The 25,559-nt window shown below is 45.1% G+C and carries 28 protein-coding genes and 1 riboswitch; of the genes, 21 read left to right on the top strand and 7 right to left on the bottom strand.

Features of this window, described 5'->3' with window-relative positions:
- Positions 1-44 precede the first annotated feature (44 nt).
- Positions 45-2,153 (bottom strand): outer membrane beta-barrel protein, encoded by a 2,109-nt coding sequence (locus DXN04_RS12585; protein ID WP_116853712.1) that lies wholly within the window; start codon positions 2,151-2,153, stop codon positions 45-47.
- Positions 2,154-2,339: 186 nt separating this feature from the next.
- On the opposite strand from DXN04_RS12585, the gene DXN04_RS12580 reads away from it, so the two are divergent.
- Together DXN04_RS12580 and DXN04_RS12575 are read left to right on the top strand one after the other, a co-directional pair.
- The gene (locus DXN04_RS12580) at positions 2,340-3,377 is read left to right on the top strand and encodes a sensor histidine kinase (protein ID WP_116853711.1); all 1,038 of its coding nucleotides are present in this window, start codon (positions 2,340-2,342) and stop codon (positions 3,375-3,377) included.
- Entirely contained in the window at positions 3,343-4,038 is a 696-nt protein-coding gene (locus DXN04_RS12575) for a LytR/AlgR family response regulator transcription factor (RefSeq protein WP_116853710.1), read from the top strand. The genes DXN04_RS12580 and DXN04_RS12575 overlap by 35 nt, the downstream gene beginning before the upstream one ends.
- Here DXN04_RS12575 and DXN04_RS12570 read toward each other — a convergent pair whose 3' ends face one another.
- The 3 genes from DXN04_RS12570 to DXN04_RS12560 all read right to left on the bottom strand — a co-directional run bounded on the left by DXN04_RS12570 (position 4,039) and on the right by DXN04_RS12560 (position 7,708).
- The gene (locus tag DXN04_RS12570) at positions 4,039-4,875 is read right to left on the bottom strand and encodes a hypothetical protein (protein WP_116853709.1); all 837 of its coding nucleotides are present in this window, start codon (positions 4,873-4,875) and stop codon (positions 4,039-4,041) included.
- 35 nt (positions 4,876-4,910) lie between these two features.
- Positions 4,911-5,456, bottom strand: coding sequence for a hypothetical protein (locus tag DXN04_RS12565; RefSeq protein ID WP_116853708.1), 546 nt, complete (start codon positions 5,454-5,456; stop codon positions 4,911-4,913).
- A 122-nt stretch (positions 5,457-5,578) separates the two neighbouring features.
- Positions 5,579-7,708, bottom strand: a complete 2,130-nt coding sequence (locus DXN04_RS12560) for a GH92 family glycosyl hydrolase (RefSeq protein WP_116853707.1) — start codon at positions 7,706-7,708, stop codon at positions 5,579-5,581.
- 55 nt (positions 7,709-7,763) lie between these two features.
- Positions 7,764-7,858: riboswitch (TPP riboswitch) on the top strand.
- Positions 7,859-7,902: 44 nt separating this feature from the next.
- On the opposite strand from DXN04_RS12560, the gene thiM reads away from it, so the two are divergent.
- The 15 genes from thiM to DXN04_RS12485 all read left to right on the top strand — a co-directional run bounded on the left by thiM (position 7,903) and on the right by DXN04_RS12485 (position 20,582).
- The gene (gene thiM, locus DXN04_RS12555) at positions 7,903-8,709 is read left to right on the top strand and encodes a hydroxyethylthiazole kinase (protein ID WP_116853706.1); all 807 of its coding nucleotides are present in this window, start codon (positions 7,903-7,905) and stop codon (positions 8,707-8,709) included.
- Positions 8,702-9,328: a thiamine phosphate synthase gene (thiE, locus tag DXN04_RS12550; protein WP_116853705.1), complete on the top strand. Its 627-nt coding sequence runs from the start codon at positions 8,702-8,704 to the stop codon at positions 9,326-9,328. Before thiM ends, thiE begins: the two co-directional genes overlap by 8 nt.
- Positions 9,325-10,158, top strand: a complete 834-nt coding sequence (thiD, locus tag DXN04_RS12545) for a bifunctional hydroxymethylpyrimidine kinase/phosphomethylpyrimidine kinase (protein WP_116853704.1) — start codon at positions 9,325-9,327, stop codon at positions 10,156-10,158. The genes thiE and thiD overlap by 4 nt, the downstream gene beginning before the upstream one ends.
- Positions 10,145-10,789, top strand: a complete 645-nt coding sequence (locus DXN04_RS12540; protein WP_116853703.1) for a TenA family protein — start codon at positions 10,145-10,147, stop codon at positions 10,787-10,789. The genes thiD and DXN04_RS12540 overlap by 14 nt, the downstream gene beginning before the upstream one ends.
- Before the next feature lie 40 nt (positions 10,790-10,829).
- Entirely contained in the window at positions 10,830-11,690 is an 861-nt protein-coding gene (locus DXN04_RS12535; RefSeq protein ID WP_116853702.1) for a CPBP family intramembrane glutamic endopeptidase, read from the top strand.
- A 10-nt stretch (positions 11,691-11,700) separates the two neighbouring features.
- Complete coding sequence (locus tag DXN04_RS12530) at positions 11,701-12,450, top strand: patatin-like phospholipase family protein (RefSeq protein WP_116853701.1); 750 nt, start codon at positions 11,701-11,703, stop codon at positions 12,448-12,450.
- A 132-nt stretch (positions 12,451-12,582) separates the two neighbouring features.
- The gene (pxpB, locus tag DXN04_RS12525) at positions 12,583-13,284 is read left to right on the top strand and encodes a 5-oxoprolinase subunit PxpB (RefSeq protein ID WP_116853700.1); all 702 of its coding nucleotides are present in this window, start codon (positions 12,583-12,585) and stop codon (positions 13,282-13,284) included.
- Positions 13,285-14,301 carry a 5-oxoprolinase subunit C family protein gene (locus DXN04_RS12520; protein ID WP_116853699.1) on the top strand — a complete coding sequence of 339 codons (1,017 nt, stop codon included), beginning with the start codon at positions 13,285-13,287 and terminating at the stop codon, positions 14,299-14,301.
- 2 nt (positions 14,302-14,303) lie between these two features.
- A complete protein-coding gene (locus DXN04_RS35350) occupies positions 14,304-15,029 on the top strand; it encodes a 5-oxoprolinase subunit PxpA (protein WP_116854308.1) in 726 nt (241 codons plus the stop codon).
- A complete protein-coding gene (locus DXN04_RS35345; protein ID WP_233525578.1) occupies positions 15,026-16,201 on the top strand; it encodes an NRAMP family divalent metal transporter in 1,176 nt (391 codons plus the stop codon). Before DXN04_RS35350 ends, DXN04_RS35345 begins: the two co-directional genes overlap by 4 nt.
- A gap of 16 nt (positions 16,202-16,217) precedes the next feature.
- Positions 16,218-17,321, top strand: coding sequence for a multiheme c-type cytochrome (locus tag DXN04_RS12505; RefSeq protein ID WP_116853697.1), 1,104 nt, complete (start codon positions 16,218-16,220; stop codon positions 17,319-17,321).
- 68 nt (positions 17,322-17,389) lie between these two features.
- Complete coding sequence (locus tag DXN04_RS12500) at positions 17,390-18,253, top strand: metallophosphoesterase family protein (RefSeq protein ID WP_233525577.1); 864 nt, start codon at positions 17,390-17,392, stop codon at positions 18,251-18,253.
- Between the two features lie 117 nt (positions 18,254-18,370).
- Positions 18,371-18,754, top strand: coding sequence for a hypothetical protein (locus tag DXN04_RS12495; RefSeq protein ID WP_116853696.1), 384 nt, complete (start codon positions 18,371-18,373; stop codon positions 18,752-18,754).
- Between the two features lie 66 nt (positions 18,755-18,820).
- Positions 18,821-19,714 (top strand): NAD-dependent epimerase/dehydratase family protein, encoded by an 894-nt coding sequence (locus tag DXN04_RS12490; protein WP_116853695.1) that lies wholly within the window; start codon positions 18,821-18,823, stop codon positions 19,712-19,714.
- A complete protein-coding gene (locus tag DXN04_RS12485) occupies positions 19,701-20,582 on the top strand; it encodes a helix-turn-helix domain-containing protein (protein WP_158568985.1) in 882 nt (293 codons plus the stop codon). Before DXN04_RS12490 ends, DXN04_RS12485 begins: the two co-directional genes overlap by 14 nt.
- Before the next feature lies 1 nt (position 20,583).
- On the opposite strand, the gene DXN04_RS12480 is transcribed toward DXN04_RS12485, so the two are convergent.
- The gene (locus DXN04_RS12480) at positions 20,584-20,979 is read right to left on the bottom strand and encodes a winged helix-turn-helix transcriptional regulator (RefSeq protein ID WP_116853693.1); all 396 of its coding nucleotides are present in this window, start codon (positions 20,977-20,979) and stop codon (positions 20,584-20,586) included.
- 75 nt (positions 20,980-21,054) lie between these two features.
- Here DXN04_RS12480 and DXN04_RS12475 point away from each other — a divergent pair, with 75 nt between their 5' ends.
- Positions 21,055-21,930 (top strand): NmrA family NAD(P)-binding protein, encoded by an 876-nt coding sequence (locus DXN04_RS12475; RefSeq protein ID WP_116853692.1) that lies wholly within the window; start codon positions 21,055-21,057, stop codon positions 21,928-21,930.
- A 55-nt stretch (positions 21,931-21,985) separates the two neighbouring features.
- Positions 21,986-22,801 (top strand): hypothetical protein, encoded by an 816-nt coding sequence (locus DXN04_RS12470; protein ID WP_116853691.1) that lies wholly within the window; start codon positions 21,986-21,988, stop codon positions 22,799-22,801.
- Between the two features lie 36 nt (positions 22,802-22,837).
- Here the strand turns inward: DXN04_RS12470 and DXN04_RS12465 are convergent, their stop codons facing one another.
- Complete coding sequence (locus tag DXN04_RS12465) at positions 22,838-23,332, bottom strand: phenolic acid decarboxylase (protein ID WP_116853690.1); 495 nt, start codon at positions 23,330-23,332, stop codon at positions 22,838-22,840.
- 100 nt (positions 23,333-23,432) lie between these two features.
- Here DXN04_RS12465 and DXN04_RS12460 point away from each other — a divergent pair, with 100 nt between their 5' ends.
- Both DXN04_RS12460 and DXN04_RS12455 read left to right on the top strand, forming a co-directional pair.
- On the top strand, positions 23,433-24,236 hold the full coding sequence (locus tag DXN04_RS12460; protein WP_116853689.1) for an AraC family transcriptional regulator: 804 nt from the start codon (positions 23,433-23,435) through the stop codon (positions 24,234-24,236).
- 206 nt (positions 24,237-24,442) lie between these two features.
- Complete coding sequence (locus DXN04_RS12455; protein ID WP_147319914.1) at positions 24,443-24,829, top strand: ExbD/TolR family protein; 387 nt, start codon at positions 24,443-24,445, stop codon at positions 24,827-24,829.
- 62 nt (positions 24,830-24,891) lie between these two features.
- Here the strand turns inward: DXN04_RS12455 and DXN04_RS12450 are convergent, their stop codons facing one another.
- Positions 24,892-25,482 carry a phosphatase PAP2 family protein gene (locus DXN04_RS12450; protein ID WP_116853687.1) on the bottom strand — a complete coding sequence of 197 codons (591 nt, stop codon included), beginning with the start codon at positions 25,480-25,482 and terminating at the stop codon, positions 24,892-24,894.
- Positions 25,483-25,559 lie beyond the last annotated feature (77 nt).

Raw genomic sequence — 25,559 nt, 5'->3', positions numbered from 1 at the left:
CAATGTGATTATAATTCTCTTCATGCCCTAAATATACAACAGAATCACTTCGCCCTTTCCTGTTCCTGGTCAGCTGTATTATCACTATGGTTCCGTTTACGCGCAAACGTTTCTCTGCCAAAGCGATAGGTGAACGCCACACTTACTTTCTGAGAATCATAGATTCCCCTGTGTGTATAATAACTGTCCTTTACGCCTTCAGAATGGCCGGTTTGACCGGAAGAATGGAAAATGTCGTCCATATTGAGTTTTAGAGTAGCCTTGTTATGCCACAGCTTTTTCTGCACAGCCGCATACATAATATACCTTGGATTCGTGATGTCCTGGCCATTGAGGTTCACACCTGAATAATCTCCACTGGCTTCCGCGCTCCAGCCATGTGATAAATCAAACTGGTTGTACAAACGGACTCTTACAGAAAAGATACCGGAATTCAGGGCCGTTGTAAATGCCTTTCCATGTAACTGTGCACGTCCTGTCATTATATTACCGTTCAATGACCACCACTTCGCAGGATGTGCACTTACATTGGCGAGGAACATGAAGATAAATCCCTTTGCTACATTGTCCGGTTTCGAAATATAGATGTTGTCCACCACATCACTCATCGTAAAAATAATATCTTTAAACCAGTTGTATTGTAAGCCCAATCCCAGCCATTGTTTATATTGATATTTTAACTCGGTTCTGTAGTTGGTTTGTGGTTTCAAATTAGGGTTACCTGTGGAATAAGTATAACTATTCTCAAAGGCGATGAAAGGATTTAACTGTTGGTAATTAGGTCTGTTCACCCGTCTGCCCAGGTTCCAGCTCAGGGTATGGTTGCCGGCGCTATCCATTTTATAACTCAGGAATACAGTAGGGAATGCCTGTGTATAACTGCGGGTAAATAAGGAGGGAGCAATCGCTGTATTCCCCGGTTGTCTGCCCTGGATATTGGTATTTTCTATCCTCAAACCTGCCTGGGCTCCCCAGCGTTTCCATTTCTTCCTGGCGCTGATGTATGCTGCATTGATGTTTTCATCATAAATGAAATGGTTGGAATTACTATCTACCTGCATGATCTTTTCGTTCAGGTAGCGGGAGTCATAATCGTTTTTGACAAAACTGGATTTTACGCCTGCCTCAATCCCGATAGGGTGCACGTAATCAGCTTTCACTGCAAAGATCCGCATGTCTGATAAGAGCTTGTAGTGGAAATAATCGTTGTCATTATTCAGGTCCTGCATGTCATTATTCTTATAGGAAATATAACTGGCATCGGCGGAAATTTCATGTCCTTTGTTATTGAACCTGTGCAGGAAGTTCAGGTTGCCGCTGAGGTTTTTCCAATTGGCATCGCTATAGGTATAGCCCCTGCTGCTACTGTCATTATTGGCTTCACTGGTATAGTTCCTGGTGTAGATACTCGGTCTTTGTTGCGCATTTACCTCAAATCCCAGGACGGTTTTGGCACTAGCATTATAATCCATTCCCAACCTGATACCTTTGGTATTAGACCGGCCTTTCACACGGGAATGCAGAAATACACTCAGATTTTCTGCATAGTAATCCCTGTTGGTTTTGTCGTCATTGTATTCCGCATCCCTGTTATAGCTAAGGCCGGCAAACCAGTTCATTTTTTTATAGTTATAATTGACATTAAGTGAATTATTTGTCCTGGCATAAATACCTTGGGTAGCACTCAGCGATATATTGCCTGTCAAACCCAGGATGGTGCTCTTTTTCAACCTGAGGTTGATCACCGCCCCGCCACCCGCATCATATTTCGCAGGAGGGGCATCCATCAGTTCTATTTTATCAAGTGTGCTACCGGGCAGGCCTTTCAGGTAATTGGCCAGATCCTGGCCGGACATATAGGTGGTTCTGCCATTGATCAATACCAGCACTCCTTTCCCATTCAGGTTGATGGTGCCGTTCTGATCTACCGTTACCCCGGGGGTTTTATTCAGTACTTCCAGGGTATTGCTGCTGGCGGCACTGATCATGGCATCTACATTCACTACGGTTCTGTCAATACTCTGTTCCAGCAAGGGCTTTTTGCTGGTTACTTCTATACTTTTCAGCTGTACCTGTTTGGGTTTGGTAGTATCCTGCCCATATACCTGGACAAAGGAAAGAAGGGGGATGAAGATGGCGAAAATGGGTCTCATTGCTGTGTGATTTTTAGCAAAGATTGTCTGGTAGCGGGGGTAATAGAAATTTTAGTGATGTAACTGGCCGGATCCGTGACGAAAACCTTATTTTCAGGGTTCGTCAGTCCTTTTCACAGGTTCGTCATTATAAGCTGGCAGATTGAGACATGTTACTCATATTTGTAGCATAGAAACACAATCGATATGAAAACGGTGAGTAATCTGAAAATACATCTTATAGCCGGCATGGTATCCGGGGTGGTGTTGTTTATAGTAATAAGACAATATGTACATTCTTTCACAACGATGGACGATGAGGAGATTGCCTTTGCCATGACTGTCGGGTTCCTGGGTGCTGTTTATACCGGCCGGTTTCTATCTCTCTTATTCATCGATAGCAGGAGGCATGTACATTGGACCATATTGTCGTTCCTCTCATTGATCTTCCTGTTGGCCGCCGGTCTCTGTTTCCTGTTTATAGGCAAGGCTATTCAGCGGCAGGACTTCTTCCACGACTTCCTGTTCCCCCTGTCTTTCCTGGTCATGAGTCTTACACTGGGCATGCTCATCAAGCTATACCGCACCCGGATCTATACGCACCTGCGGGAAGCCCAGATTCTGGCTGCCAATAGCCAGAGTGAACTGCAAAACCTGCAATCCCAGTTAAGTCCACATTTCCTGTTCAATACGCTCAATAACATGTATGGACTCTCTATCACCTCTCCGGACAAGGTGCCGTCCCTGCTGCTGCAATTGTCCGATTTGCTGCGCTACTCTGTATACGATGCCAAGGAAATGTTCGTACCTTTAAAAGATGAGCTGAATTACATCAACAACTACATGGAGTTTGAGAAGATCAGGATAGGGGAGCGCCTGCACCTGAATACCGTGATAGAGCCATTTGATGATGTACAGGATATGATTGCACCTATGCTCCTGATTGTATTTATAGAAAATGCATTCAAGCATTCCAGGAATACTACCAGCGAAAAAATCTATATAGAAATCATGATCAGGCGCTGGAGCGATACCATCCTCTTCTCCGTGAAAAACTCTAAAGGTGAGGCCCCTCATGAACGCAGCGGTGGCCTGGGGCTGGAGAATGTAAGTAAGCGCTTATCTTTACTGTACCCGAATCAATATGACCTGAATATAGAGGAGAGCGATAAATATTTCACAGTACAGTTGCAGCTAAAAATAAAGAATAATGAGAAAGATCAATTGTCTGATAGTAGACGATGAGCCAATTGCCAGGCAGATAATACAAACGTATTGTAGTCATTTTCCGATGCTGCACATCGTAGCCTCCTGCGGTAATGCGCTGGAAGCAAAGGCCATTGCGCAGCAGGAAGACATTGAACTGATCTTTCTCGATATCAATATGCCGGTATTGAATGGACTGGCATTTCTGAAAACGCTGAAGTACCAGCCACAGGTGATCTTTACAACGGCATACAAGGAATATGCAGTAGAAGCTTTTGACCTGAATGCAACGGATTACCTATTGAAACCGTTTTCATTGGAAAGATTTATTGTAGCTGTGGATAAGGCCTTGGAGAAGCTGACCGGGCCTGAATTTACAGTGAGCAAAAAAGAGCATTTCATCTTTATAAAAGCAGATGGAAAGATCTATAAGATCCTGTATGAAGATATCTATTATGCAGAAGCCAGCGGTAATTATACAAAAGTGGTAACGAAGCAGCGCACCATCCTGCCTACCATTACTTTTTCTGGTTTCGAGGAATTATTACCATCGAATTTATTTATCAGGATCCATCGTTCATTTATAATCAACAAAGCCAGCATTACACATATAGAAGGCAACAGGGCATTTATCAATGCCACAGAAATACCTATAGGCAGCAACTATAAAGAAAATTTCCTGAAACAACTCGGCCTGTAATCAGATCCGCACACCTACTCCCGCAGAAAAATAAAACATATTACTACCTGTTTCTACACCACTGATCAGGTGCTGTGGCATGACATAAGTACCTGATAGGGTGGCATTGAATTTCTTATAAACAAATACCACGGGCAGTGAAAATTCGTAAGAAAGTACATTGAATTGTTCACTGTTTTTAGTCACCACTTCCGGTGTTGTTGGAATGAGGTTGAAGAGCTTCTTTTGTTCGTAATAAGTATGGCTGAAATTCTGTGTTCCGAAGTACGCATATGCAGAAGGATTGATGCCAATAGCGGCATGCTGGTTGGGATACCGGATCAGGAACAGGTGATCCAGGCCTGCTGCTGCGCCTACGTCGGTCTTATTACTGAACTTGAGGTTCCCATTGATGTTGAAAGTGATCACCTTTGTTTCGTACGCTACATTAAAACCAGTTTGTGATTTTACGACAGACTGGATAAGGCGGGTATCTTTTTCATACAGGTATTGATTGTAAAAGATATTGCCGGAGAATTTTTTGTTTTGTCCGAAGCGGTAGCCCCCTTCAAAAATGGTGGCTGTATAATCCAGTGACTGGACAGGATTATTGATAAAGATCATGCTTGCCTGCGCATACAATCCCATTTTGAGCTGGTAGCCAATGCTGGGATTGAGCAGACTGCTTTTCAGGCTGTCAGTACGGCCGTAATAGGAGATCCTTGACTGGAAATCCAGGTTAGCGGTAAATACATTCCTGCGTGTATCAGGCTTTGTAGTCTGCGTAGTGTCCTGTGCACGGAGGAATAAAGGCATGGCAATGCCAGCCAGCAAAAGGAATTGTATGCGGGCAATCATGACTAATAATTGATGGTTACTTGTGGGGGGAGTAATTAATGATTGGCATTCACATGACCAGATACGTTGGCGCTGGCACTGGCAGAAGGTTTAACAGCATTGGCTGTGTTGGTCGTAGTGGTCTTTGCTGCATTGGCAGTAGACTTTACATCATTCACAGTGTTGGCAGCTGCTGTTTTGGTAGTAGTTGCTGCTTTGTGCGCAGTGCTTTTAACCTCGCTGCTGGCAGCCTTTGTATCTACATTCGCATTGGCTGTAGTAGCAGAAGATGTAGTGGCATTAGTACCGCTTGCAGCTGCAGTCGTGTTGGAAGAAACTGATACGCCGGTGCTACCTTTAGCGCGTTGTACAGCTGCTGTTGTATTGGCTGCTGTATTGCTTGTAGCTGCTGTTGTTTTACTTACAGTAGACTGGGTGGCACTGGCTACTTTGCTGGTAGTTTTGTTCACTACTGCTGCATTCGTTTTTGCTGCCACCGAACTGCTGGTAGCGGATGTAACACCCAGGTTAACCTGGGAGAACCCTGCATAGCTAATGAACATAGCACCTGCTGTCAGCAGGAATTTGAAACGTGCATTCATGTTGATATGGTTTTAGGTGATTCAGAAAAAATATGTAATGGAAGAAAATCCATAATTATGCCAGACTCAAAAATGCCTGGCATAATAAGCTTACGTAATCACCTAAGTCATTGGTTTTAATTTTAAAAAAAGAAAACCAGGTCACCACCCTGCATGATTTGTTCATATGTAATTGCGTGTCCTTTCAACTCTTTCCCGTTATAAATCACAGCCCTCCTGTCTCCTGTCTGAATGGCTCTCATCTGGAATTTTTTATTGTTGGGCAGTAAAATAGTTACAGTGTTAAAAATTGGAACGGACAACTCATAATTATTACTGACAGGATCTACGGGGTAGAAGCCCATTGCAGCAAACAGGTACCAGGCTGACATTTGTCCGGCATCGTCATTGCCACTCAGGCCTCCCGGTCCGTCCGAATATTCTTCGTCCAATATTTTCCGTACCACCTTACGTGTTTTCTGGGGGGTAGATGTAAAGTTGTACAAAAATGGAATCTGGTGCCCGGGCTCATTGCCATGCCAGTACTCATCTTTTGCAAATAAACTATCCAGTGCTGCTTTCAGGTTTATTTTCTTAGCTAGTCCACTTATATCATGCGGTACATAAAAAGTGTACTGCCTGGGTGTGCCTTCAGTAATATATGGTTCTTTTTTATCGGCATTAAAGGGTGTATACCAGCTGCCATCAGCATACTTCCCTCTGGCCATACCTACTTTCGGATCAATGACATTATTGTAATTCTGCGCGCGCCTGCTTAATACCCCGTAATCTTCTGTTTTGCCTAAAGCTTTTGCTACTGTAGACAATGCATAATCATCATAAGCGTACTCCAGCGTTCTGCTTACCTGTTCTTTTTTGTGAAATGCCATGGGTACGCTATCTTCCATTGGAATGTATCCGTATTTCAAATAGGAATCCAGTGCCCTTCTGCCTTTCCCGTTTTTATAATCATCACCGGTGGCCATTTCAAAAGCATTTTTACGCATCAATGCATAAGCTGCATCCACATCATAATCTTTGATTCCCTTGTTAAATGCAGAAGCAATAAATGCCGTGGAGTGATCTCCGATCATGGCAGCAGTATAACTATTCCAGCAGGGGAAAATAGGTAGCCATCCACCTTGTTGTCCTTTCAGTATCAAAGAGGAAACAAAATCATTTACCAGTTTCGGCTGTAATATTTCAAACAATGGTAGTTGCGCCCTGTAGATATCCCACATGGAATAATCGTCATAATAATTCCCTTTGCTCACCCGCTCATTTTGATAGTCCCCTGTAAAGCGTGGATAACTGCCATCTACATCATTGAACAAACGGGGATGCTGCATGGCATGATAGAATGCGGTATAGAATATACGTTTGTCCTGTTCATCAGCAGTAGATACCTGGATCTGGTTCAGCGCCGTATTCCATACGGCTTCGTTCTTTGCTTTCAGGGCAGCAAAGTCCCAATCGGGTATTTCTGCTTCCAGGTTTTTGCGGGCATTGTCAATGCTGGTAAAAGAGGTACCGATACGTACCCTGACCTGTTCCCCTTTCTGCAGGTAAAAAGCGGCGTAACCGGGTTTCGCGACAGTAGCCATGGTCTCGATCTGCATGACGAAATAACCACAGAAACCTGCCGGTTCACCCCATCCCTGGTAGATCCGGTGCACAGGATTGTAACCTGAAATTTCACGCCTGTAGCTATGAATATTTACAATACCCTCTTTCCGGTCACTATTCGGGGTGAGTAACAGGTACAGGCTATCCGTTTTCTCCATGGTGAACTGGATCATGCTACACCTGGCAGTTGCCGTAATTTCAGTAGTCACTGCCGGCAATGACAGTTTATAATAGGCAGGAGTACTGGTTTCCTTGTCGTGAGAGAAAGGTACGGCATAGTCGGTAGTGAAATGGCCTACGATCGGCATGATCGTAAAGCTGCCGTAATCCTGTGTGCAGGAGCCACTGAGCCAGTGAGTACCTCTGAACCCGGTCAAAAGGGTGTCTCTATAAGTATAGGGTGGGACGCACTTATTTTCCGTAGTGTTTGTTTGCGGTGTCCATTGCGTCATACCAAAGGGCAGGCCTACAGCCGGGATGGTATTGGCATAAGACTCAGTGCCGCTGCCATGTTTCCGGGAAGAAGCCGTGGTGCTGGCTGCAGTGCCCGAAAGAGGCTGAACATAACGTAGAAGATCTGATGACTGTGCATTCACCTCTATGTGGAAAAGGCAGGCAAGTGCCGCCAGTGATACAAATAAGCGCATAGCCACAAGTATAAAAAATAATTATGTCATTTTCTCCGCTTGTTTACTAAATTTGAGATGGCTTTAGGGGTGTTCCTGATAAGGAACTGAGAATTACTCTTCGAACCTGATCCGGTTAATACCGGCGTAGGGAAAAGCAGCAGCTTAACGCATGCGTACTCCTGGCCATTATACTATAAAACTTATATGGCATTATGAAGGAGTCTATCAGGGAACAGATCCTGGCTGTTCGGCAACAATCCCCGCTGGTTCACAGTATCACTAATTATGTAGTTATGAACAATACTGCCAATGCTTTGCTGGCAGTAGGGGCATCGCCCATAATGGCCCATGCCCATTCGGAAATGGCAGACATGGTTAAGATTGTAGGGGCGCTCGTAATCAATATCGGTACCCTCGATGAATATTGGGTAAAGAGTATGGAACTCGCTATCGGACAAGCCAATACCCTCGGCAAGCCCTGGATCCTGGATCCCGTTGGGGCAGGCGCTACTCCTTACAGAGATGAGATCTTAAGACAGTTACTGGAATTGAAACCGACCATTATCCGTGGCAATGCCTCCGAAATTATGGCTTTGGCCCGCAGGAATGTAGCTACTACCAAAGGAGTGGATAGCACGGAGGAAAGTACGGCAGCTGTAGACGCTGCCCGCTACCTGCAACAGCAGTTTGGCAGCGTGGTATGCGTATCAGGAGCCGTGGATATCATAGTTGGAAAAGATACAACCATATTATTGTCAAACGGACACCCGCTGATGGCCAAAGTAACGGGTATGGGTTGTACGGCGACCGCGCTTATCGGGGCTTTTGCTGCCGCCAACCCGGCTGATCCTTTCTGTGCCACTGTTTCGGCCATGGCACTCCTGGGTATAGCAGGTGAGAAAGCGGCCAAGGTATCCAATGGTCCTGGAAGTATGCAGGTGAATATCCTGGATCAGTTATATCAACTCACAGATGAAGCAGTGGCATCAATGGTAAAACTGGAGGAGTCGCATGTTTAATCGCAGATTATACCTGGTCATCAGTGAGGATGCCTGTAAAGGCAGAGACCTGGTCAGTGTGGCAACAGCCGCGGTGAAAGGAGGGGTAGACGTGATCCAGCTAAGGGAAAAGCATTTGGATAACCCGGCTTTTCTGGAGCGGGCACTCCGCCTGAAAGAAGCGCTCGTACCCTTTAGAGTGCCCCTGGTCATCAACGACAATTTATGGGTAGCACAGCAATGTTGTGCTACAGGGATCCACGTAGGTAACAGCGATCTGCCGCCTTTGGATATCAGGGCACAATGGCCCTCCTGTGGGATCTTAGGCTATTCCATAGAGTATGAAAAGCAGCTCTGTACAGCAGATGCTGCTGCGGCTGATTACCTGGCACTGAGTCCTGTTTTTGCCACCGCTACCAAAACAGATACCGTTACCGAATGGAAACTGGAAGGCATCAGGAAAATCCGTGCGATGACAGACAAACCCCTGGTAGCAATTGGTGCTATCCACGAAGGGAATGCTGCCGGTGTAATCAGGGCCGGAGCTGATTGTCTGGCCATTGTATCCGCAATTTGTGCAGCCCCGGATCCTGAAAAGGCAGCCGCTGCTATTCGTCTTCAAATAGAAAAAGCACTATGACAAAATATAAATATGTAGGAGTGTTAACCATCGCTGGTTCAGACAGTGGGGGTGGGGCTGGCATACAGGCAGACCTCAAAACATTTTCTGCGCTTGGGTGCTTTGGCACCTCAGCGATTACAGCGATTACTGTACAGAATACATTGGGTGTAACAGGTATTCACAGTATTCCACCTGATATCGTAGCAGGTCAGATTCGTGCAGTGATGGACGATATACAACCTGCTGCAATTAAGATAGGTATGATCCATTCTCCTGATCTGGCACTGGCAATAGCAGCGACTTTAGAGCGCTACCCCGATGTGCCGGTGGTACTCGATCCTGTTATGGTGGCTACGAGTGGAGACAGGTTGATAGAATCCGAAACCATTTCCATCTTAAAAGAGAAATTATTCCCTTTGGTATCGCTCGTGACTCCTAACCTGGATGAAGCAGCAATACTGGCAGATATGCCCCTGCATCATCTTTCAGATATGCAGGAAGCAGCAGACAGAATCTTACAAACAGGGTGCAATGCCGTGTTGGTAAAAGGGGGCCATCTGGCAGGAAAGGAACTCTTTGATGTATACAAAGATCAGCAGCATAATGCGCATATCATCTCCAGTCAGCATATAGCCACGGAGAATACGCATGGTACGGGTTGTACCTTATCATCCGCCATTGCTGCATACCTGGCCAGGGGCGAAAAACTGCTTACTGCAATCGATAAAGCCAGTCATTATATCCATACTGCTATTGCCGCAGGGCAGGATGTACAAACAGGGAAAGGACATGGTCCTTTGAATCATTTTTTTGCACCGGAAAAACTAATTACACATGAGTTGGAGTGAAAGAGCCTGGCAGCGAACTGCCCATATCTATGACGAAATCATCACCATGCCGTTTATCAAAGAACTGATAGATGGCACATTGCCGGTAGAGAAATTCAAATTTTATATTTCGCAGGATGCATTGTACCTGGAACAGTTCGGGCGTGCATTATCCCTGATAGCAGCGAGGGCTTATACAGTAGAACAGGTATTGCAATATACACGTTTTGCAGAAGGGGCCATTGTAGTAGAAAATGCGTTGCATGCTGCTTATTTTCAACAATACGATATTACTGAAAAGATCAGCATCTCTCCTTCCTGCCATCATTACACCAGCTTCTTACTGGGTACCTGTGCATTGGCCCCGGTGGAAGTAGCCATGGCAGCAGTACTGCCCTGTTTCTGGATTTATAAGAGAGTAGGGGATTACATCTATGCACAGCAAACAGCGGCAGATCATCCTTATCGTAACTGGATAGATACTTATGCAGGAGAGGCTTTTGGTGAGCTGGTAAAGAAAGCCATTGATTTTTGTGATGCTGTAGCGACACCTGCCCAGGAAGAGGCGATGCATGTGGCATATGAAAAGGCCTGCAGGCTGGAATATATGTTTTGGGACAGTGCTTACAGGCAGGAAAAATGGACAGTTTAAAAGTAGTTTGTAGTCCTAATTTTTTTGCTATATTGAGAGCATGACACAACAAAATCCACGCAAAACTATCGTAATATTCCTGCTGATCACCTTTGCCATCAGTGCTATTTTTTACGCCTTTATCATTCATACAGGAAAAATCATGGGTGGCAGGGGTGCATTTGTTATTGGTATGATGTGGAGTCCTGCCCTGGCTGCTTTCCTGACATCATTGATTATCAAACGACCCATCAGTGCCATGGCCTGGAAATGGGGGGAGGCCCGTTACCAGTTATGGAGTTACCTGGTGCCCTTCTTATATAGTTTCGCCGCCTATTTAATAATCTGGACAGTAGGATGGGGCAAATTTTATGACCCTGAGTTTGTAGGGGGCGTAGCGGAATCATTTGGATTGGAAAAGTTACCGAAGGTCATTGTGATTGCCTTGTATATTTTTCTGACGGCCACCTATGGCATGGTGAGAAGTATGTCTACCGCATTGGGAGAAGAGATCGGCTGGCGTGGATTTCTGGCACCTGAGATGTACAGGATCCTGGGCTATACAAAAACCGCCTTTATCACAGGTTGTATCTGGGCGCTCTGGCATCTGCCCATCTTGCTCTTTGCCGATTATAATAGTGGTACCCCTGCCTGGTATGGGTTCTCCTGCTTTTCTATCTTAGTAATCAGTGGCAGTTTCATATTCACCTGGTTTCGTCTTAAATCAGGTAGTCTGTGGTCGGCGGTGATTTTACATGCCAGCCATAACCTGTTTATCCAGGCCATCTTTACACCACTCACCCTTACTTCGGAGAAAACTAAATACTTCTATGATGAATTTGGGATAGTAATTCCTATCTTGAGCCTGTTGGTGGCTATTTATCTCTGGACAAGGAGAGGAGAACTGCCGGCACCAAAATAAGAACAGCTACATGAATGCATCTACGCGTCCCTTTGTATTATCAGGAGGGGGAGCCAGGGGTTATGCCCACCTGGGAGTACTGAAAGCCTTTGCAGAACAACAGGTTACACCATCCGCAATCGCGGCTACAAGTGCCGGCTCTATCGCCGCTGCTTTTATCTGTGATGGGTATACGACAGATGAGGTGAGAGAAATATTCCAGCACAATAAGATAGGCCTTTCTATGGAATGGCGCAATTGGCGGACAGGACTGCTCTCCTTAAAAACCGTGGAGAAGGTGTTGACCCAAACCCTGCGCCACAGGAACTTTGAAGACCTGGAAGCACCTTTATATATAGCGGCTACCGATTTCAACAAGGGGACCCAGATGATCTTTGACAAAGGGCCGATCATCCCTGCTGTATTGGCAGCATCTTCCATTCCACTGTTATTCCAGCCGATCGTGATAGACGGCATTCCTTATGTGGATGGCGGACTGACAGGTAATCTGCCTGCTGAGCCCCTGCTTGAAAAACATGACGATATCATTGGGGTGCATGTGAATCCGCTCACAGCATACCATCCTGAAAATGGTTACCTCGCCAATATCGATCGTACCCTGCACCTGGCTATCCGGGAGCCGGTGTTGAAAAATAAAGCACGTTGCCGTGAGTTCATCGAACCGGAGGGCTTAGGGAAGTTCGGAATGTTTGATTTTAAGCACTTTGAAGAGATCTATAATATTGGGTTAGCATATACCCGCCAACTATTACAACCGTAAAAAATCAAAAAAATCTTCCTTGTTGTTGCAGGTCCTGATTCCAGAAACAGGACTTTCCATCCTTGCAGCAGCATGCAATCCTAAAAATAATTGACAGCTTTTCGGCAATAACACGTAACTTATTGCAGAATTATGAACACGGATTATACTATCAACCCGCTGGGCGATCATTCCCTGATCATAGAATGGTCACAGGAAATCTCTGCTGCAGTTCACGACCAGGTCATGAACGTGTATAATCACCTGCTCACCATGCAGCTGCCATACATTCTCGATATCATTCCTGCTTACGCATCGCTTACAATCGTATACGATATTCTGTTAGTACGCCGTGAACAAAACAATAATGCCTTTACTACCATACAGTCATTAATTGGGCCTGCGCTAACAGCTCCGCTCGTACACAAAACAGAAAAACATCGTCTTTTAGAGATTCCTGTATGCTATGATCCATCGCTTGGGCTGGATCTGGCTACAATGGCGGCTCAAAAAGGCATGAGCGAAGCAGACATCATCGACCTGCACACTTCACAAACATATACTGTCTACATGCTGGGTTTTCTCCCGGGTTTCCCATATATGGGCAAGGTAGACGATCGCCTGGCTACGCCAAGGCAAAAAAAGCCCCGCTTAAACATTTCGGCGGGCAGTGTCGGCATTGCCGGGGGGCAAACCGGCATCTACCCATTAGCATCTCCGGGGGGCTGGAACATCATCGGGCAAACACCTGTGAAAATGTTTGACCCTGCACTGGAATCCCCCTGCTATTGTCATCCCGGCGACGAGGTGAAATTCATACCTATCTCGCTGCGTGAATTCCATAAAATGATATAAATGATACAGGTTATCCAACAGGGCTTACTGGATACAATACAGGATGGGGGCAGATATGGCTACCAGCATCTGGGCATAAACCCGGGTGGTGCCATGGACCGTGCCGCTATGTATGTGGCCAACATTCTCGTAGGCAACGATCCGGAAGCTGCTGTTATAGAGTTACATTTTCCTGCAGCTGTGTTACTTTTTGAAGAGGATACCCTGATTGCACTCTCGGGAGGCGATTTTGGAGCGATGGTGAATGAGCAGCCACTGGACATTAATCAACCTATCTGGATTTCCCAGTTGTCTATATTACGTTTTACCAAACCAGTTTCCGGCGCACGTTGCTATCTTGCTATCAGGGGTGGTTTGAACAATACACCCTGGTTAGGCAGCCATAGTACCCATCTGAAGGCAGGTGCCGGTGGCTTCGAAGGCAGAAAACTGCAAAAAAACGACCGCATTCCTGTCAATCATGTAGATGAGGATATCGACAAGGCATTGCATCAGAAATATCTGCATACTACCCAACTGGGTACGCCCTTGCCCTGGCGGGCAGATGTGCGTGACCTGTATTCGGATGGAAGTGTGATCAGGGTGGTGACAAGCCTGGAATATCCTGAGCTGACACCTGCATCGCAATCGGTATTTACTTCTCATCTCTTTACCTTGTCGGAACAATGTGACAGAATGGGATACCGGCTCAAAGGCCCCGCATTACACATGGTACACGAACAGGAACGGCTCTCGGCCGGCATTACCAGGGGTACCGTACAACTATTACCTGATGGCCACCTGATCATTCTTATGGCCGATCACCAGACAACAGGGGGATATCCACGCATCGCACACGTGGTCAGTGCAGACCTTCCAATATTGGCGCAGTTACTGCCACACAGCAAATTTATATTCCAGATCATACCACATGATGAAGCCGAAGAGCTGCTGATAGCAGCCGAACAACACTTGCATTTTCTCCAAAATGCCTGTAACTTACGATGGCAGGAATGGCTGCAACACAACCAAAAGTAAATATGTACATCGACCTTAACTGTGACATGGGCGAAGGTATGGCTACCGATGCCGGAATAATGCCTTACATCAGCAGTGCAAATATTGCCTGTGGCTATCATGCCGGAGATAAGGCAACCATGGAGCGGACAGTGAGCCTGGCCCTGCAACATGGAGTAGCCATCGGCGCACACCCGGGCTTTAATGACAAAGCCAATTTCGGCAGAACAGAACAACAATTAGCCGATCAGGAAGTGTACGACCTCATCACCACACAAATACACAGTTTACAGGAAGTATGCCGCTCACTGGGTGCCACCCTGCAGCATGTAAAACCACATGGTGCTTTGTACAACATGGCAGCCAGAGATCAACAGCTGTCAACCACCATCGCACAGGCGATCAGGGATACCAATCCGGCGCTCTGTTTGTTTGGCTTGTCTAACAGCTGGCTCATCAAAGCAGCGGCTGAAATGGGCCTTAAAACAGCCAGTGAAGTGTTCGCCGACAGGACTTATCAGGATGATGGTTCTCTCACACCACGCAGCAAACCCAATGCCCTGATAGAAAATGAAGCAGATGCCCTGGCACAGGTCATACAAATGGTGACGAAACAGGAAGTCACCGCCGTCAGTGGAAAAGTAGTGCCACTGCGTGCCGAAACAATTTGCCTGCATGGCGATGGGGCACATGCCGTCACATTCGCAAAAGCAGTGCATCAGACCTTACAAAGAATACAACACTCTTGAATAAACAACGCGCTTCCGTTCTCCTGGGTGCCGCCTTTTTAATGGCGACATCCGCAATAGGACCAGGTTTCCTGACCCAGACAACCGTATTTACACAGCAGCATGCCGCTGCTTTCAGCTTTGCTATCCTGGTATCTATCCTGCTGGACATTGGGGCACAGGTAAACATCTGGCGAATTTTGACAGTGAGTCAATCCCGTGCACAGGACCTGGCCAATGCCTTACTACCCGGCCTGGGATATTTCCTGGCATTGCTGGTGGTATTGGGTGGACTGGTTTTTAATATCGCGAATATTGGTGGTTGTGGATTGGGATTACAAGCCTTGTTTGGTCTTGATACCTTGTATGGCGCTATCCTGAGTGGGGCGATCTCGCTTTTTATCTTCTGGATGAAGGAGGCGGGGAATGCCATGGATCAGTTTACACGTTATTTAGGTATCTTAATGGTCTTACTCACCCTGTATGTAGCGGTAAGCTCTCATCCCCCTGTAATAGATGCGATGCGGCAAATGGTTTGGCCGGATCGCATTGATACAAAATCTATCATCACACTGGTAGGAGGTACAGTAGGCGGGTATATCAGTTTTGCAGGCGCACATCGTCTGCTGGATGCGGGAATAGGAGGCCCCGAATCTATTCCGCAGGTAAACCGGAGTGCAACAAAGGGGATCCTGATCACAGGTGTGATGCGGATCCTGTTATTCCTGGCAGCACTGGGTGTAGTGACGGCAGGTGTGAAACTGGATAGCGGAAATCCGGCGGCGGCCGTGTTCAGAAGTGCTGCAGGGGAGATCGGGTATCGTTTCTTTGGTATGGTGATGTGGAGTGCAGCGATTACTTCTGTGGTAGGTGCTGCATATACCTCGGTATCATTTTTAAAAACATTTCATCCTTTTATAGCGAAAAATGAAAAATGGTTTATTACCTTTTTCATCGTGTTCAGTACTGTGATTTTTGCGGCAGTGGGAAATCCGGTGCAGTTGCTCATCATAGCAGGTGCATTAAATGGATTGATCCTGCCGGTAGCACTGGCAGTGATGTTGCTGGCAGCTTACAATAAAAGACTGGTGCAGGGATATAATCATCCGCTGTTGTTGTCTTTGATCGGCTGGATAGTAGTGCTGATCATGGGCTGCCTGAGCATCCTTACGCTGAAGGAGTGGTTGGTGTAATATATTTTTCTACGTTATGAATAAACGAATGCTGTGGGTGGCATCAGGCATTATAAGTCTGATCGCATTATTATCCCAATGTATCACACAGCCGGCGCAGGACCTGAGAGGGCCGGCATATGCCGGTGCCAATACCTGTATCAGTTGTCACCAGGACATTTACAATCATTATTTACAGACAACCCATTTTAAAACGAGTAGTACCAATGTATTGGGTACTTTCCCGGGCTCCTTTACCTATGATGATAGTACCCGTGTAGAGATGGTCGTGACGGATAGCGGCAAGGTACAGGGCGGACATTTATTTCACCTGGCAGTGGGTTCAGGGCGGCATGCACAAACCTATTTGTACTGGAATAATGAGAACTATTACCAGTTGCCCGTATCCTACTATGTAAGTGCAGGGCATTGGGCCAATAGTCCCGGTTTCCCGAACTCCCATCCTAAGTTCGACAGGCAGATTCCAAGTACCTGTTTTGGTTGTCATAGTTCGGCAATTGGTATTAAAAGTGTAGCGATGGTAGGCCGGGGATTGAAAGAAACGTTTGAAAAAGGTAAGATCATTTATGGAATAGATTGCGAGCGTTGTCATGGGCCGGCAGCGGAACATGTGGCTTATCATACAGCACACCCGGAGGAGAAGAAGCCAATGCATATGACAGCTGTTCGCTCCCTGGGTAATCAGCAGCAACTTGATATGTGTGCCTTGTGTCATTCGGGTCTGAAGACACCGCAGAAATCACTTTTTGACTATCAACCGGGAGATGCTTACGACGATTATTTCTTCCCTGATATCAGTGGGCCTTCCAGGCCGGAGCAACTGGATATTCATGGTACACAATACCAGTTGTTCACAGCGAGTCAGTGTTTTAAAAAAAGCCGGCAGATGAATTGTACGACTTGTCATGATCCGCATCAGAACGAGGCGAATAATATGGTGGCATTTTCAAAGAAATGTATGCAGTGTCATCAGCAACAGCCATCTCCGGCTTGTAAGTTTGATAAAATGGCGGTATTGAATTGTGTGGATTGTCATATGCCCCAATTACCTTCCTCAAAGATTGTATTGTCGGGTACTTACTACCTGCGCACTCACCTGATTGGTATTTATAAACAATAACTTAACACAGGGCATTCCATGGGATGTATAACTTTGCCAGGATCTTAAGAAGAACCTTATTCAAGCGAATGGGCGGCCTGTTACTCGCCCCTGCCTTGCCATTGAGCAGTATGGCGGATACTGGTGCAAAACCTGCATTGCGCATCGCCCACCTTACAGATATTCATCTGAAAGACAAGTTTGATGCTCCCCTTCACCTGCGGGATTGTTTACATCATGTACAGTCCCGGCAACCCGCTGTTGATTTTATATTGAATGGTGGTGACCTGGTATTTGACATGAACAAAGAGGACCTGGCTACGAATGAAGCGCAGTGGAAACTGGTGAAGAGTGTGTTCAGATCGGAATCCAATCTGCCTGTGTATTCAGTGTTAGGGAATCATGACATCTGGTGGAAGGAGAAAAATGAGAAAGCGTATGCACTGCATCAGCTGGAACTTGCAAAACCTTATTACAGTTTTGTAAAGGGTGGGTGGAAATTCATTTGCCTGGATAGTGTGCACCTGGATATAGATAATACCTGGTATATCGGCAAGCTGGGAGAAGAGCAGTTTCACTGGCTGGAAAATGAATTGAGTAATACAGACAGGAACATGCCTGTATGTGTCTTATCACATATCCCTATACTTACCGCTACTTTAATGATTGAAGATAACATCGTCAATAAATGGACGATGTTAGGCGGCGATATGCACACGGATACAGCTGCTATTATCAGTTTGTTTTATAAGCATCCAAATGTGAAATTGTGTTTGAGCGGGCATATTCACCTGAGAGATAAGGTGGTGTATAACAATGTGACATATATATGCAATGGAGCAGTAAGTGGTGCATGGTGGGAAGGTAACAGGAGGGAGACAGCACCGGGCTATGGGTTGATAGATCTGTATGCGGATGGAACCTTTGCAGAGCAGTATGTAAATTATAAATAAAGAAAAAGTGGGTGAACCAAAAAATTTTAAAAGCATTGAGATGACATAAACAATAATTCTATCCATCGGAGCTCCGGATTAAATCAGGAAATTTTACCTTCGCAATGCACGACAATTATGGAGAAAACTCATTTCAAATATGCCCGCCAAACTGGTGGCCTGGGCTTTTACGCCGAGGTAACTATTTCGCTTACACGGGATCATGCAGGTACTATAAAAGATAACTGTGACAGGATAGAATTACCCTGGCGCGCAGCTGCAATTCAGGGTATGAATTTCGCCCTTGGCAATGTATTGCTGCGCAGTAGTTACCGGTTTGCCCTGGAGGAGATAGAAGGACATATAGCGCATTCCAGTGAAAATGCATTCTTTATAGCCGGGGCATCGGCGGTATTCAAATCTCTGGGAATCAATCTGAAAGAAGAGGACAACGCATTGCTGCTCAGCTATATAACAACAGGTACCATCAGCCGCTTCAATAATCTGTATGAAGTACCATAAATACCGGGTATAACTCCATTCCGCCTGTATGATGTCACCGACCTTTGATATTCTAAATCATTCAAAATGAAAGTTTTCATCACAGGAGTTAATGGATATATCGGAGGTACAATTGCCAACTTATTAATAAGCAAAGGTTACGAAGTCTCAGGTTTGGTTCGTCGCCCGGAATTGCTGTCACCCTTAGCCGACATGGGCATCAAAGCAATTGCCGGTAATATCGACAATGCAGCATTATTACAATCAGCAGCAGCAGGAGCTGATGCCGTTATTCACACTGCTTCTCATGTAGATCCATATAGTATTGAAGTACTGTTAGCAACACTAAAAGGTACCGGCAAGACACTTATTCACACTTCTGGTTCCAGTATTTTAGGAAGAAAGGAATATGGTGCAGCTGCCGGCTTTATTTACACAGAAGATTACCCCATTGCTCCACGAATAGAACGGATTGCCTGGACGGGGATCAATAACCACGTCTTGCAGGCGGCAAGGACGGGCATCCGTACCATAGTCATTATTCCTACCATGGTATATGGTGTAGGTACAGGGCTGCACAAAGAAAGCATCCAGCTTCCACTATTATATAAGGTGGCCAAAGAAAAAGGGCAGGGTATTTATGTGGAAAAAGGAGAAAGTATCTGGTCAAATGTGCATGTAGCTGACCTTGCTGAATTATATGTGAAAGCATTGGAAAATGCGCCGGCAGGGAGTGCATTTTATGCAGAAAATGGCGAAGCCAGCTTTAAAGATCTTGCAGCAGCCATGAGTGCGAAATTAGGTGTAGAAAAGACATTATCACTTTCTATGGATGAGGCAATCAGCATTTTCGGCCCTGATATGAGCCATTATGGCCTTGCTTCCAACAGCAGGGCATCTTCTGAAAAAGCCCGCCGCATGCTGGGCTGGCAACCGTCAATAAATGGTATCTTTGCTCATATCAAAAATGAAATCAGTTAAGCATAAAATACCTGTTATTAACGGCAGTAATTTCCGGGATAAATATTTTTATCCTGCGGATACGCATATAGATTCAGGACGCTTCGAAATTCATCGCAGGGAAGATGAAGCATATCGTTGTCAACCCCTGATCACTGCAAACAGGCTGGATTTCTACATGGTGGTATTAGTGACAGGGGGAGAAGGCATCAAAACTTTTGGAACCAAAGAATATTACATCCGCAAGGGAATGTTGTGCTTTATACCTCCGGGCATGGTCACAAACTGGGAGTCTGTGGTAGATGAGCATGAGGGATACATTATGACATTTGATGAGCACATATTGCCCAACCTGCATGCGTATCCATTCTTCCAGGTAGATGGTTGTCCGGTCATCACATTGAATGAAGCACAGCAGCAATATTTCTATCATTATTTTCAGGAAATAGAGCAGGAATATATAGCGGGCCAGCCGCATCAACTGGAATTAATAAAGGCTTTGCTGACGGTTGTTTTTATAAAAACCCAACAGCTGTATACAGTTACTGAACCAATGGGAGGCAGCAATGCCGCCATTCGGCTTACAGCAGCTTTCACGGCATTGATAGATAAGGATTTTGAACAGAAATTATCTACCTATGCAGGCTTGCTGAATGTGACACAAAATCACCTGAATGATACGGTAAAAGCTGTTACGGGCAAGACTCCGGGTACGCATCTACATGAGCGGATGATTAAGGAAGCAGTACAATTACTAATCCACACTCAGCTTACAATTGCGGAGATCTGCTACAGGTTGAATTTTTCAGATCAATCCTATTTTGTTCGTTTTTTCAAAAAGTACACGGGCCTTACACCGGGGCAATACAGGGCAAATTCAAAAAGATAAATCAATCATTCCCTCCTGGAAAATCTTCCAGCTTTTTCGAAACCGGCATCTCTGTTTCATCGATCGCCCATACAGCCATTGCATACAAGACCGGCCTGAGTGCATGTCCGGAAGGTGTAAGACTATAATGCACCACAGGCGGGACATTACCAGTAGCATCTCTTAGAATCAATGCATCTGTTTCCAGTTGTTTCAATTGCTGGATAAATACTTTCTCACTAATACCCGGAATGTTTTTTTTCAGTTCATGGTATCGTTTTCTGCCGGATAATAATTGGAAAAGGATAATGGGTTTCCAGTATCCGCCTATCTTTTCCATCACATAAGTGACAGGGCATTCCTGGAATACCGTCTTTTTATTTTCCTGAATAGTCGAGCTTTCTTTTACAGCGGTCATAGCTACCTACTTTAGGGTAAGTTCTTCTTTTAGGTTCTGTACAAAGGTAGCTTTGCGATAGTAAAATGACAAGACATGAAAATAACACTCACAGGTTCATTAGGTAATATCGGCAAACCACTGGCGGAAACTTTGATTAGTGCGGGACATGAGGTAAGGATCATTAGTAGTAAGGAAGGGAATATTCCAGCGATTAAAAGTTTGGGAGGTATACCTGCTATCGGAAATCTGCAGGATCTGGCGTTTTTGACTGCAGCATTTAAAGGAGCGGATGTAGTTTATACGATGATTCCACCTAATTTCAATGTGCCTGATTACAGGGCTTACAGTGCCACTATCGGGCAAATATATGCACAGGTTATCCAGGCAGCAGGTGTGACTCATATTGTGAATCTAAGCAGTATGGGCGCACATCTCAGTGAAGGAACGGGATTGACAGTGGGCGCTCACGAGGTGGCGAAAATACTCAATCAAATTCCGGGGATATCTATAAAACACCTGGCTATACCTTACATCTTCACAAACCTTTATGGCAATATTGCCATGATCCGGCATATGGGAATGCTGGGGGCTAATTATGATGCAAATACCCGTTTGGTGATGGCGCACCCGCTGGATATTGCAGCGGCGGTGGCAAAGGCAATTCAGGCACCATTTGCAGGGAATGAAATCATCTATGTAGTGAGTGATGATCGTACTACGGGAGAGGTAGCAAAGGCGCTTGGACAGGCTATTGGTCAGCCGGACCTGCCCTGGGTGACTTTCAGTGATGAACAGGCTTTAACGGGTATGATACAGGGTGGAATCAGGGAAGAAATTGCCCGCCTGCTGGTAGAAGTGGGGGTAGCGGTACGCACAGGAATCCTGTGGATGCCGTATGGAAAGAAGACAGGTTCCCGTTCGCTGGAGGTCTTCGCGGAAGAATTCGCTACCCGTTATCAGCAAAACTAACCGCTGATATTAATATATTTTTATATTATAAAAATATATTATCTTGTGGTTCGCTATGAGATATACATTATTTATCCTTGGAATTACCTTGGGGTTTATTGCTTGTAAAAACTCAGTTGCCAGTAAACCTGAATCTGAAATTGAAACCGCTACTGAATCCGCGCCCCCTGTAGCAGAGCCTGATTCTGTTGGTACCTTTGAAGCATTGGATACGGCTTTGAGTTTTGCCGGAATATGGGTGAATGAAGGGTATGTCAATGACCTGCATATCACCCAGTCTCCCCGTCTTTGCAGGGCGGACAGTATTAGCTGTATTGAGATTCCTGCCCGCACATTGATGGTGACCAGGTACATTAGTGGTTTCCATGATGGAGCACAGGATATGGTGGTCGTGAAAAACGGCAATCAATATCTTTTCACAGCACCAGACCTTTCTAAAAAGAATGTGGATACAATCCAGGTGCTTTCACCTACGAGAATCAGGATCCGTAACACTTACCTGTATAAATTAGGGAAAGGAGATGTGAAAAAATCTGACTGGGGAATATTGGAAGAATTATTGTTCAGTGGTACCTACCATTTTGAAAATGGCAAGAAGGTGATATTTGGAGAAAATGATACGATCATTGGGCTGGATCTTTTCACAAGGTATACACCGGTCATTGATGGTTTGGCGGAGGAAGTAGAAAATGATGTGGATTTTATCGATTTTGAGACATCCACAAATACGAGGGAGACATACGGATACAAGTTTTTTATGGATACATTGACGATCTATAAAACGAAATGTCTACAGCGGAATGCACGAACGAAAGCGTGTACGTTTGAGACATATGGAGAGAAGGTATTTACTTTGATAAAAGAAAAATAAAAAAAGAGGGTGCTTCGATGGAGGCACCCTCTTTTTTTATAAGAATAATAGCTTACCTGATCTGATATCGTCTGTCATTCCCTTATAGGGAGCTACTGCAATCACCTTCTCATTGTTCACCCCTTCATTTTTTGCAAAAGTGATGGTCGCAAATTCAGGGACCACATACTTTGGATAAGTCTCATACTTCAACCTGGACTCATGCATTACATTGATAAAATCGTTCTGGAAGCAAACCGTGATTTCAGGATGCTCATGTACCCATTTTGGAAAGAAAATAACCCCGTGCAATTTCTTCTGTTCAGGCATAATGTTCAGACATACATCAGTACCGGTGGGTTCCGTCCATGAAATCTTATATACATCGTCTGCAAGTTGTACAAGATCTACTTTCTGGTCCCTTACCCATCTGCCGCCTACCATTCCACTATGTATTCTATAGTCGATTGTATTTTCATTCTTTACATACAGTTCATATTCCCAGCCATTATCGTAAGTATAGATAAAGTGAGCGCCGATAAATTCTTTCATGATTAATAATTTATCACAAAATTACCCCGCATTTGAGTAGGCTTTTTTACGTGGAAAGTCAAAGTTTCGCTCATTTACGCCAATCAGGTATCTTTGTACTATGGCATTATCATTTGATAAGGTTTATCAGGATGTACAGCGGTTCCGCCTGGGAGCCTATTGCAGTACATCGGAAAAAGGGGAGATTGCTACGCCTTTTCACACGCATAATAAAGGGCAGTTTATTTATGCAGAGAAAGGTACCCTGCACATTGCTACTGCAGACAGGCAGTACTTTCTGCCGGTAGAGCATTTTATCTGGATTCCCAGGGGTGTTACACACAGGATGTGGACAAACAATGCTACTGTGCGGATGTTTACCATTTATTTTGACAACCAGCATCTGGAGGATGATTTCTATCAGACTACCGGCGTTTATATGGTCAATAATCTGCTGCATGAGATGATTCGCTTTGTATTGAGTTGGGAGGGGCATATCGGGAAAAGTGAGTTTTCTTCCTATCAGTTTTTACAGGCATTGAAAGCGATTTTGCCGGGAGTGAGTAAGACAAGGCAACTCCCTTTGTTAGGTTTCATAAAACCGCGGGATGAGCGATTACAGGAAGTGATTGATTATATGCGGAAACACCTTGATGAAAAATTAGAATTAGGACAGGTGGCAGGAAAATTTGGATTTAGCACACGCTCGCTGAGTAGAAGTTTCAATGCGGAGGGAACGAGTTTTATTGAGTACCTGCAGTCCTTGAGAATAATTCAGTCCATGGAGTTGCTGGCAGAGAAAGATTTCTCAATAAGTAGAATTGCGGCTATGGTGGGGTATGATAGTATCACGGCGTTTAGTCATACTTTCATGCGGTTTACGGGCATCAGACCTTCGGCATATACAAAAGGGCTGTTATCTTAAATGATTTCCGTTATAAAAGGGGGAAAAACGATCAATTACCTTGCTGCCGCGGGCCAAAAAGAAATAATTTATTCTCCAAAAAAAGATCATCCAAAAATAATTTCAATCATTAATACCAATCCATCACATTTAAATTTTATATACTATATTTGACCCTCCAATTTTAGCATATCGAAAGGCCTAATACGAACGTGAATTCTGAGACTATGAAATATACCATCCTTTTCGCATCAGCATTTATGCTAATGACGAGTTGCCGGCAACAGGCCATAGATACTGCCAATAGCGACAGTACCTTCTCTCTCGAGTCAGCACCTCCTATTGCAAAACAAGCCGATGATGCAAATGTGCTGAAAGTGTACGTCGAAAAAAACGGTACCATCTTCGCCAATGGCACTCAGGTCACCATCGATGAATTAGATAATCAATTAAAACAATTGAAAGAAAAAAACGGTATTGTCTGGTATTCCAGGGATAATCTCTCTGACGATCCATCCCGCGAAGCAATGGCTGCCGTAAACATTATCCTGCAATATGAATTAAGCGTAAAATTTTACGCTGATAAGGAATTCACTAAAGAAGCAAATTTCTAATGTTTGCTCCGGATTGCTGACATAAACCGGCAAGATTGCCCCGGAGAATCATTCACAAAATTCTAATGTCTGTCCGGGCGTATAAATCCTAAAGCAAAGGGAACACCTGCACCAAGCAAAGCACCCGTTGCCACATCAGTAGGATAATGCACACCCAGGTACATCCTGGAATATCCAATCGCCGAAGCCCAGAGCATGGAAGGCGCTATGATATACCACCTGGGATACGCCCTGGAAAGCGCCGTAGTAGCACTGAAAGCAGAAGAAGTATGACCCGAAGGAAATGAATATGACGTAGGTTCGTACACTGCTTTCAGTCTTACATTACTCACAAAAGGCCTTGGCCTTTTCACAATCACCTTTATCAGTGTATTCAACAGGAAAGTAGAGGCTGTACTACTGGCAATGTACAGCGCATTCTGTTTCATGTCAGGATCATTTTTGATAAGCCCGGCCGTTAATACAACTACAGGTATTCCCACATCAACATAGTCATTCATATTGGAAATAGTGCGCCACATCTTTGTTTGCCCGGGTGTACGGTGGGCGGCGAGGTCCTCGAGCACATGATCATCGAACTGTTGCAATTTGGATTGGGCAAATGTAGCCGGACGGAAAAAGATTAACAATGCCGGAATAATGAACCATTTCATGTGAGCAAAGGTACTCAATCCTGATGAAATACAGGAGATGGCTGATGCCACAGGCACCAGCCACCGGAACTACTATT

This window comes from Chitinophaga silvisoli, assembly GCF_003412465.1.
In the GTDB taxonomy this organism is placed as follows: Bacteria; Bacteroidota; Bacteroidia; order Chitinophagales; family Chitinophagaceae; genus Chitinophaga; species Chitinophaga silvisoli.
Note: the sequence above shows the minus strand (reverse complement) of the source record. Positions and strands in the feature narration are given on the sequence as shown.

Coding starts and splice junctions, on each gene's coding strand:
- DXN04_RS12585 (WP_116853712.1), bottom strand. CDS start 2,153: ATGAGACCCATTTTCGCCATCTTCATCCCCCTTCTTTCCTTTGTCCAG.
- DXN04_RS12580 (WP_116853711.1), top strand. CDS start 2,340: ATGAAAACGGTGAGTAATCTGAAAATACATCTTATAGCCGGCATGGTA.
- DXN04_RS12575 (WP_116853710.1), top strand. CDS start 3,343: ATGAGAAAGATCAATTGTCTGATAGTAGACGATGAGCCAATTGCCAGG.
- DXN04_RS12570 (WP_116853709.1), bottom strand. CDS start 4,875: ATGATTGCCCGCATACAATTCCTTTTGCTGGCTGGCATTGCCATGCCT.
- DXN04_RS12565 (WP_116853708.1), bottom strand. CDS start 5,456: ATGAATGCACGTTTCAAATTCCTGCTGACAGCAGGTGCTATGTTCATT.
- DXN04_RS12560 (WP_116853707.1), bottom strand. CDS start 7,708: ATGCGCTTATTTGTATCACTGGCGGCACTTGCCTGCCTTTTCCACATA.
- thiM (WP_116853706.1), top strand. CDS start 7,903: ATGAAGGAGTCTATCAGGGAACAGATCCTGGCTGTTCGGCAACAATCC.
- thiE (WP_116853705.1), top strand. CDS start 8,702: ATGTTTAATCGCAGATTATACCTGGTCATCAGTGAGGATGCCTGTAAA.
- thiD (WP_116853704.1), top strand. CDS start 9,325: ATGACAAAATATAAATATGTAGGAGTGTTAACCATCGCTGGTTCAGAC.
- DXN04_RS12540 (WP_116853703.1), top strand. CDS start 10,145: ATGAGTTGGAGTGAAAGAGCCTGGCAGCGAACTGCCCATATCTATGAC.
- DXN04_RS12535 (WP_116853702.1), top strand. CDS start 10,830: ATGACACAACAAAATCCACGCAAAACTATCGTAATATTCCTGCTGATC.
- DXN04_RS12530 (WP_116853701.1), top strand. CDS start 11,701: ATGAATGCATCTACGCGTCCCTTTGTATTATCAGGAGGGGGAGCCAGG.
- pxpB (WP_116853700.1), top strand. CDS start 12,583: ATGAACACGGATTATACTATCAACCCGCTGGGCGATCATTCCCTGATC.
- DXN04_RS12520 (WP_116853699.1), top strand. CDS start 13,285: ATGATACAGGTTATCCAACAGGGCTTACTGGATACAATACAGGATGGG.
- DXN04_RS35350 (WP_116854308.1), top strand. CDS start 14,304: ATGTACATCGACCTTAACTGTGACATGGGCGAAGGTATGGCTACCGAT.
- DXN04_RS12505 (WP_116853697.1), top strand. CDS start 16,218: ATGAATAAACGAATGCTGTGGGTGGCATCAGGCATTATAAGTCTGATC.
- DXN04_RS12500 (WP_233525577.1), top strand. CDS start 17,390: ATGGGCGGCCTGTTACTCGCCCCTGCCTTGCCATTGAGCAGTATGGCG.
- DXN04_RS12495 (WP_116853696.1), top strand. CDS start 18,371: ATGGAGAAAACTCATTTCAAATATGCCCGCCAAACTGGTGGCCTGGGC.
- DXN04_RS12490 (WP_116853695.1), top strand. CDS start 18,821: ATGAAAGTTTTCATCACAGGAGTTAATGGATATATCGGAGGTACAATT.
- DXN04_RS12485 (WP_158568985.1), top strand. CDS start 19,701: ATGAAATCAGTTAAGCATAAAATACCTGTTATTAACGGCAGTAATTTC.
- DXN04_RS12480 (WP_116853693.1), bottom strand. CDS start 20,979: ATGACCGCTGTAAAAGAAAGCTCGACTATTCAGGAAAATAAAAAGACG.
- DXN04_RS12475 (WP_116853692.1), top strand. CDS start 21,055: ATGAAAATAACACTCACAGGTTCATTAGGTAATATCGGCAAACCACTG.
- DXN04_RS12470 (WP_116853691.1), top strand. CDS start 21,986: ATGAGATATACATTATTTATCCTTGGAATTACCTTGGGGTTTATTGCT.
- DXN04_RS12465 (WP_116853690.1), bottom strand. CDS start 23,332: ATGAAAGAATTTATCGGCGCTCACTTTATCTATACTTACGATAATGGC.
- DXN04_RS12460 (WP_116853689.1), top strand. CDS start 23,433: ATGGCATTATCATTTGATAAGGTTTATCAGGATGTACAGCGGTTCCGC.
- DXN04_RS12455 (WP_147319914.1), top strand. CDS start 24,443: ATGAAATATACCATCCTTTTCGCATCAGCATTTATGCTAATGACGAGT.
- DXN04_RS12450 (WP_116853687.1), bottom strand. CDS start 25,482: ATGAAATGGTTCATTATTCCGGCATTGTTAATCTTTTTCCGTCCGGCT.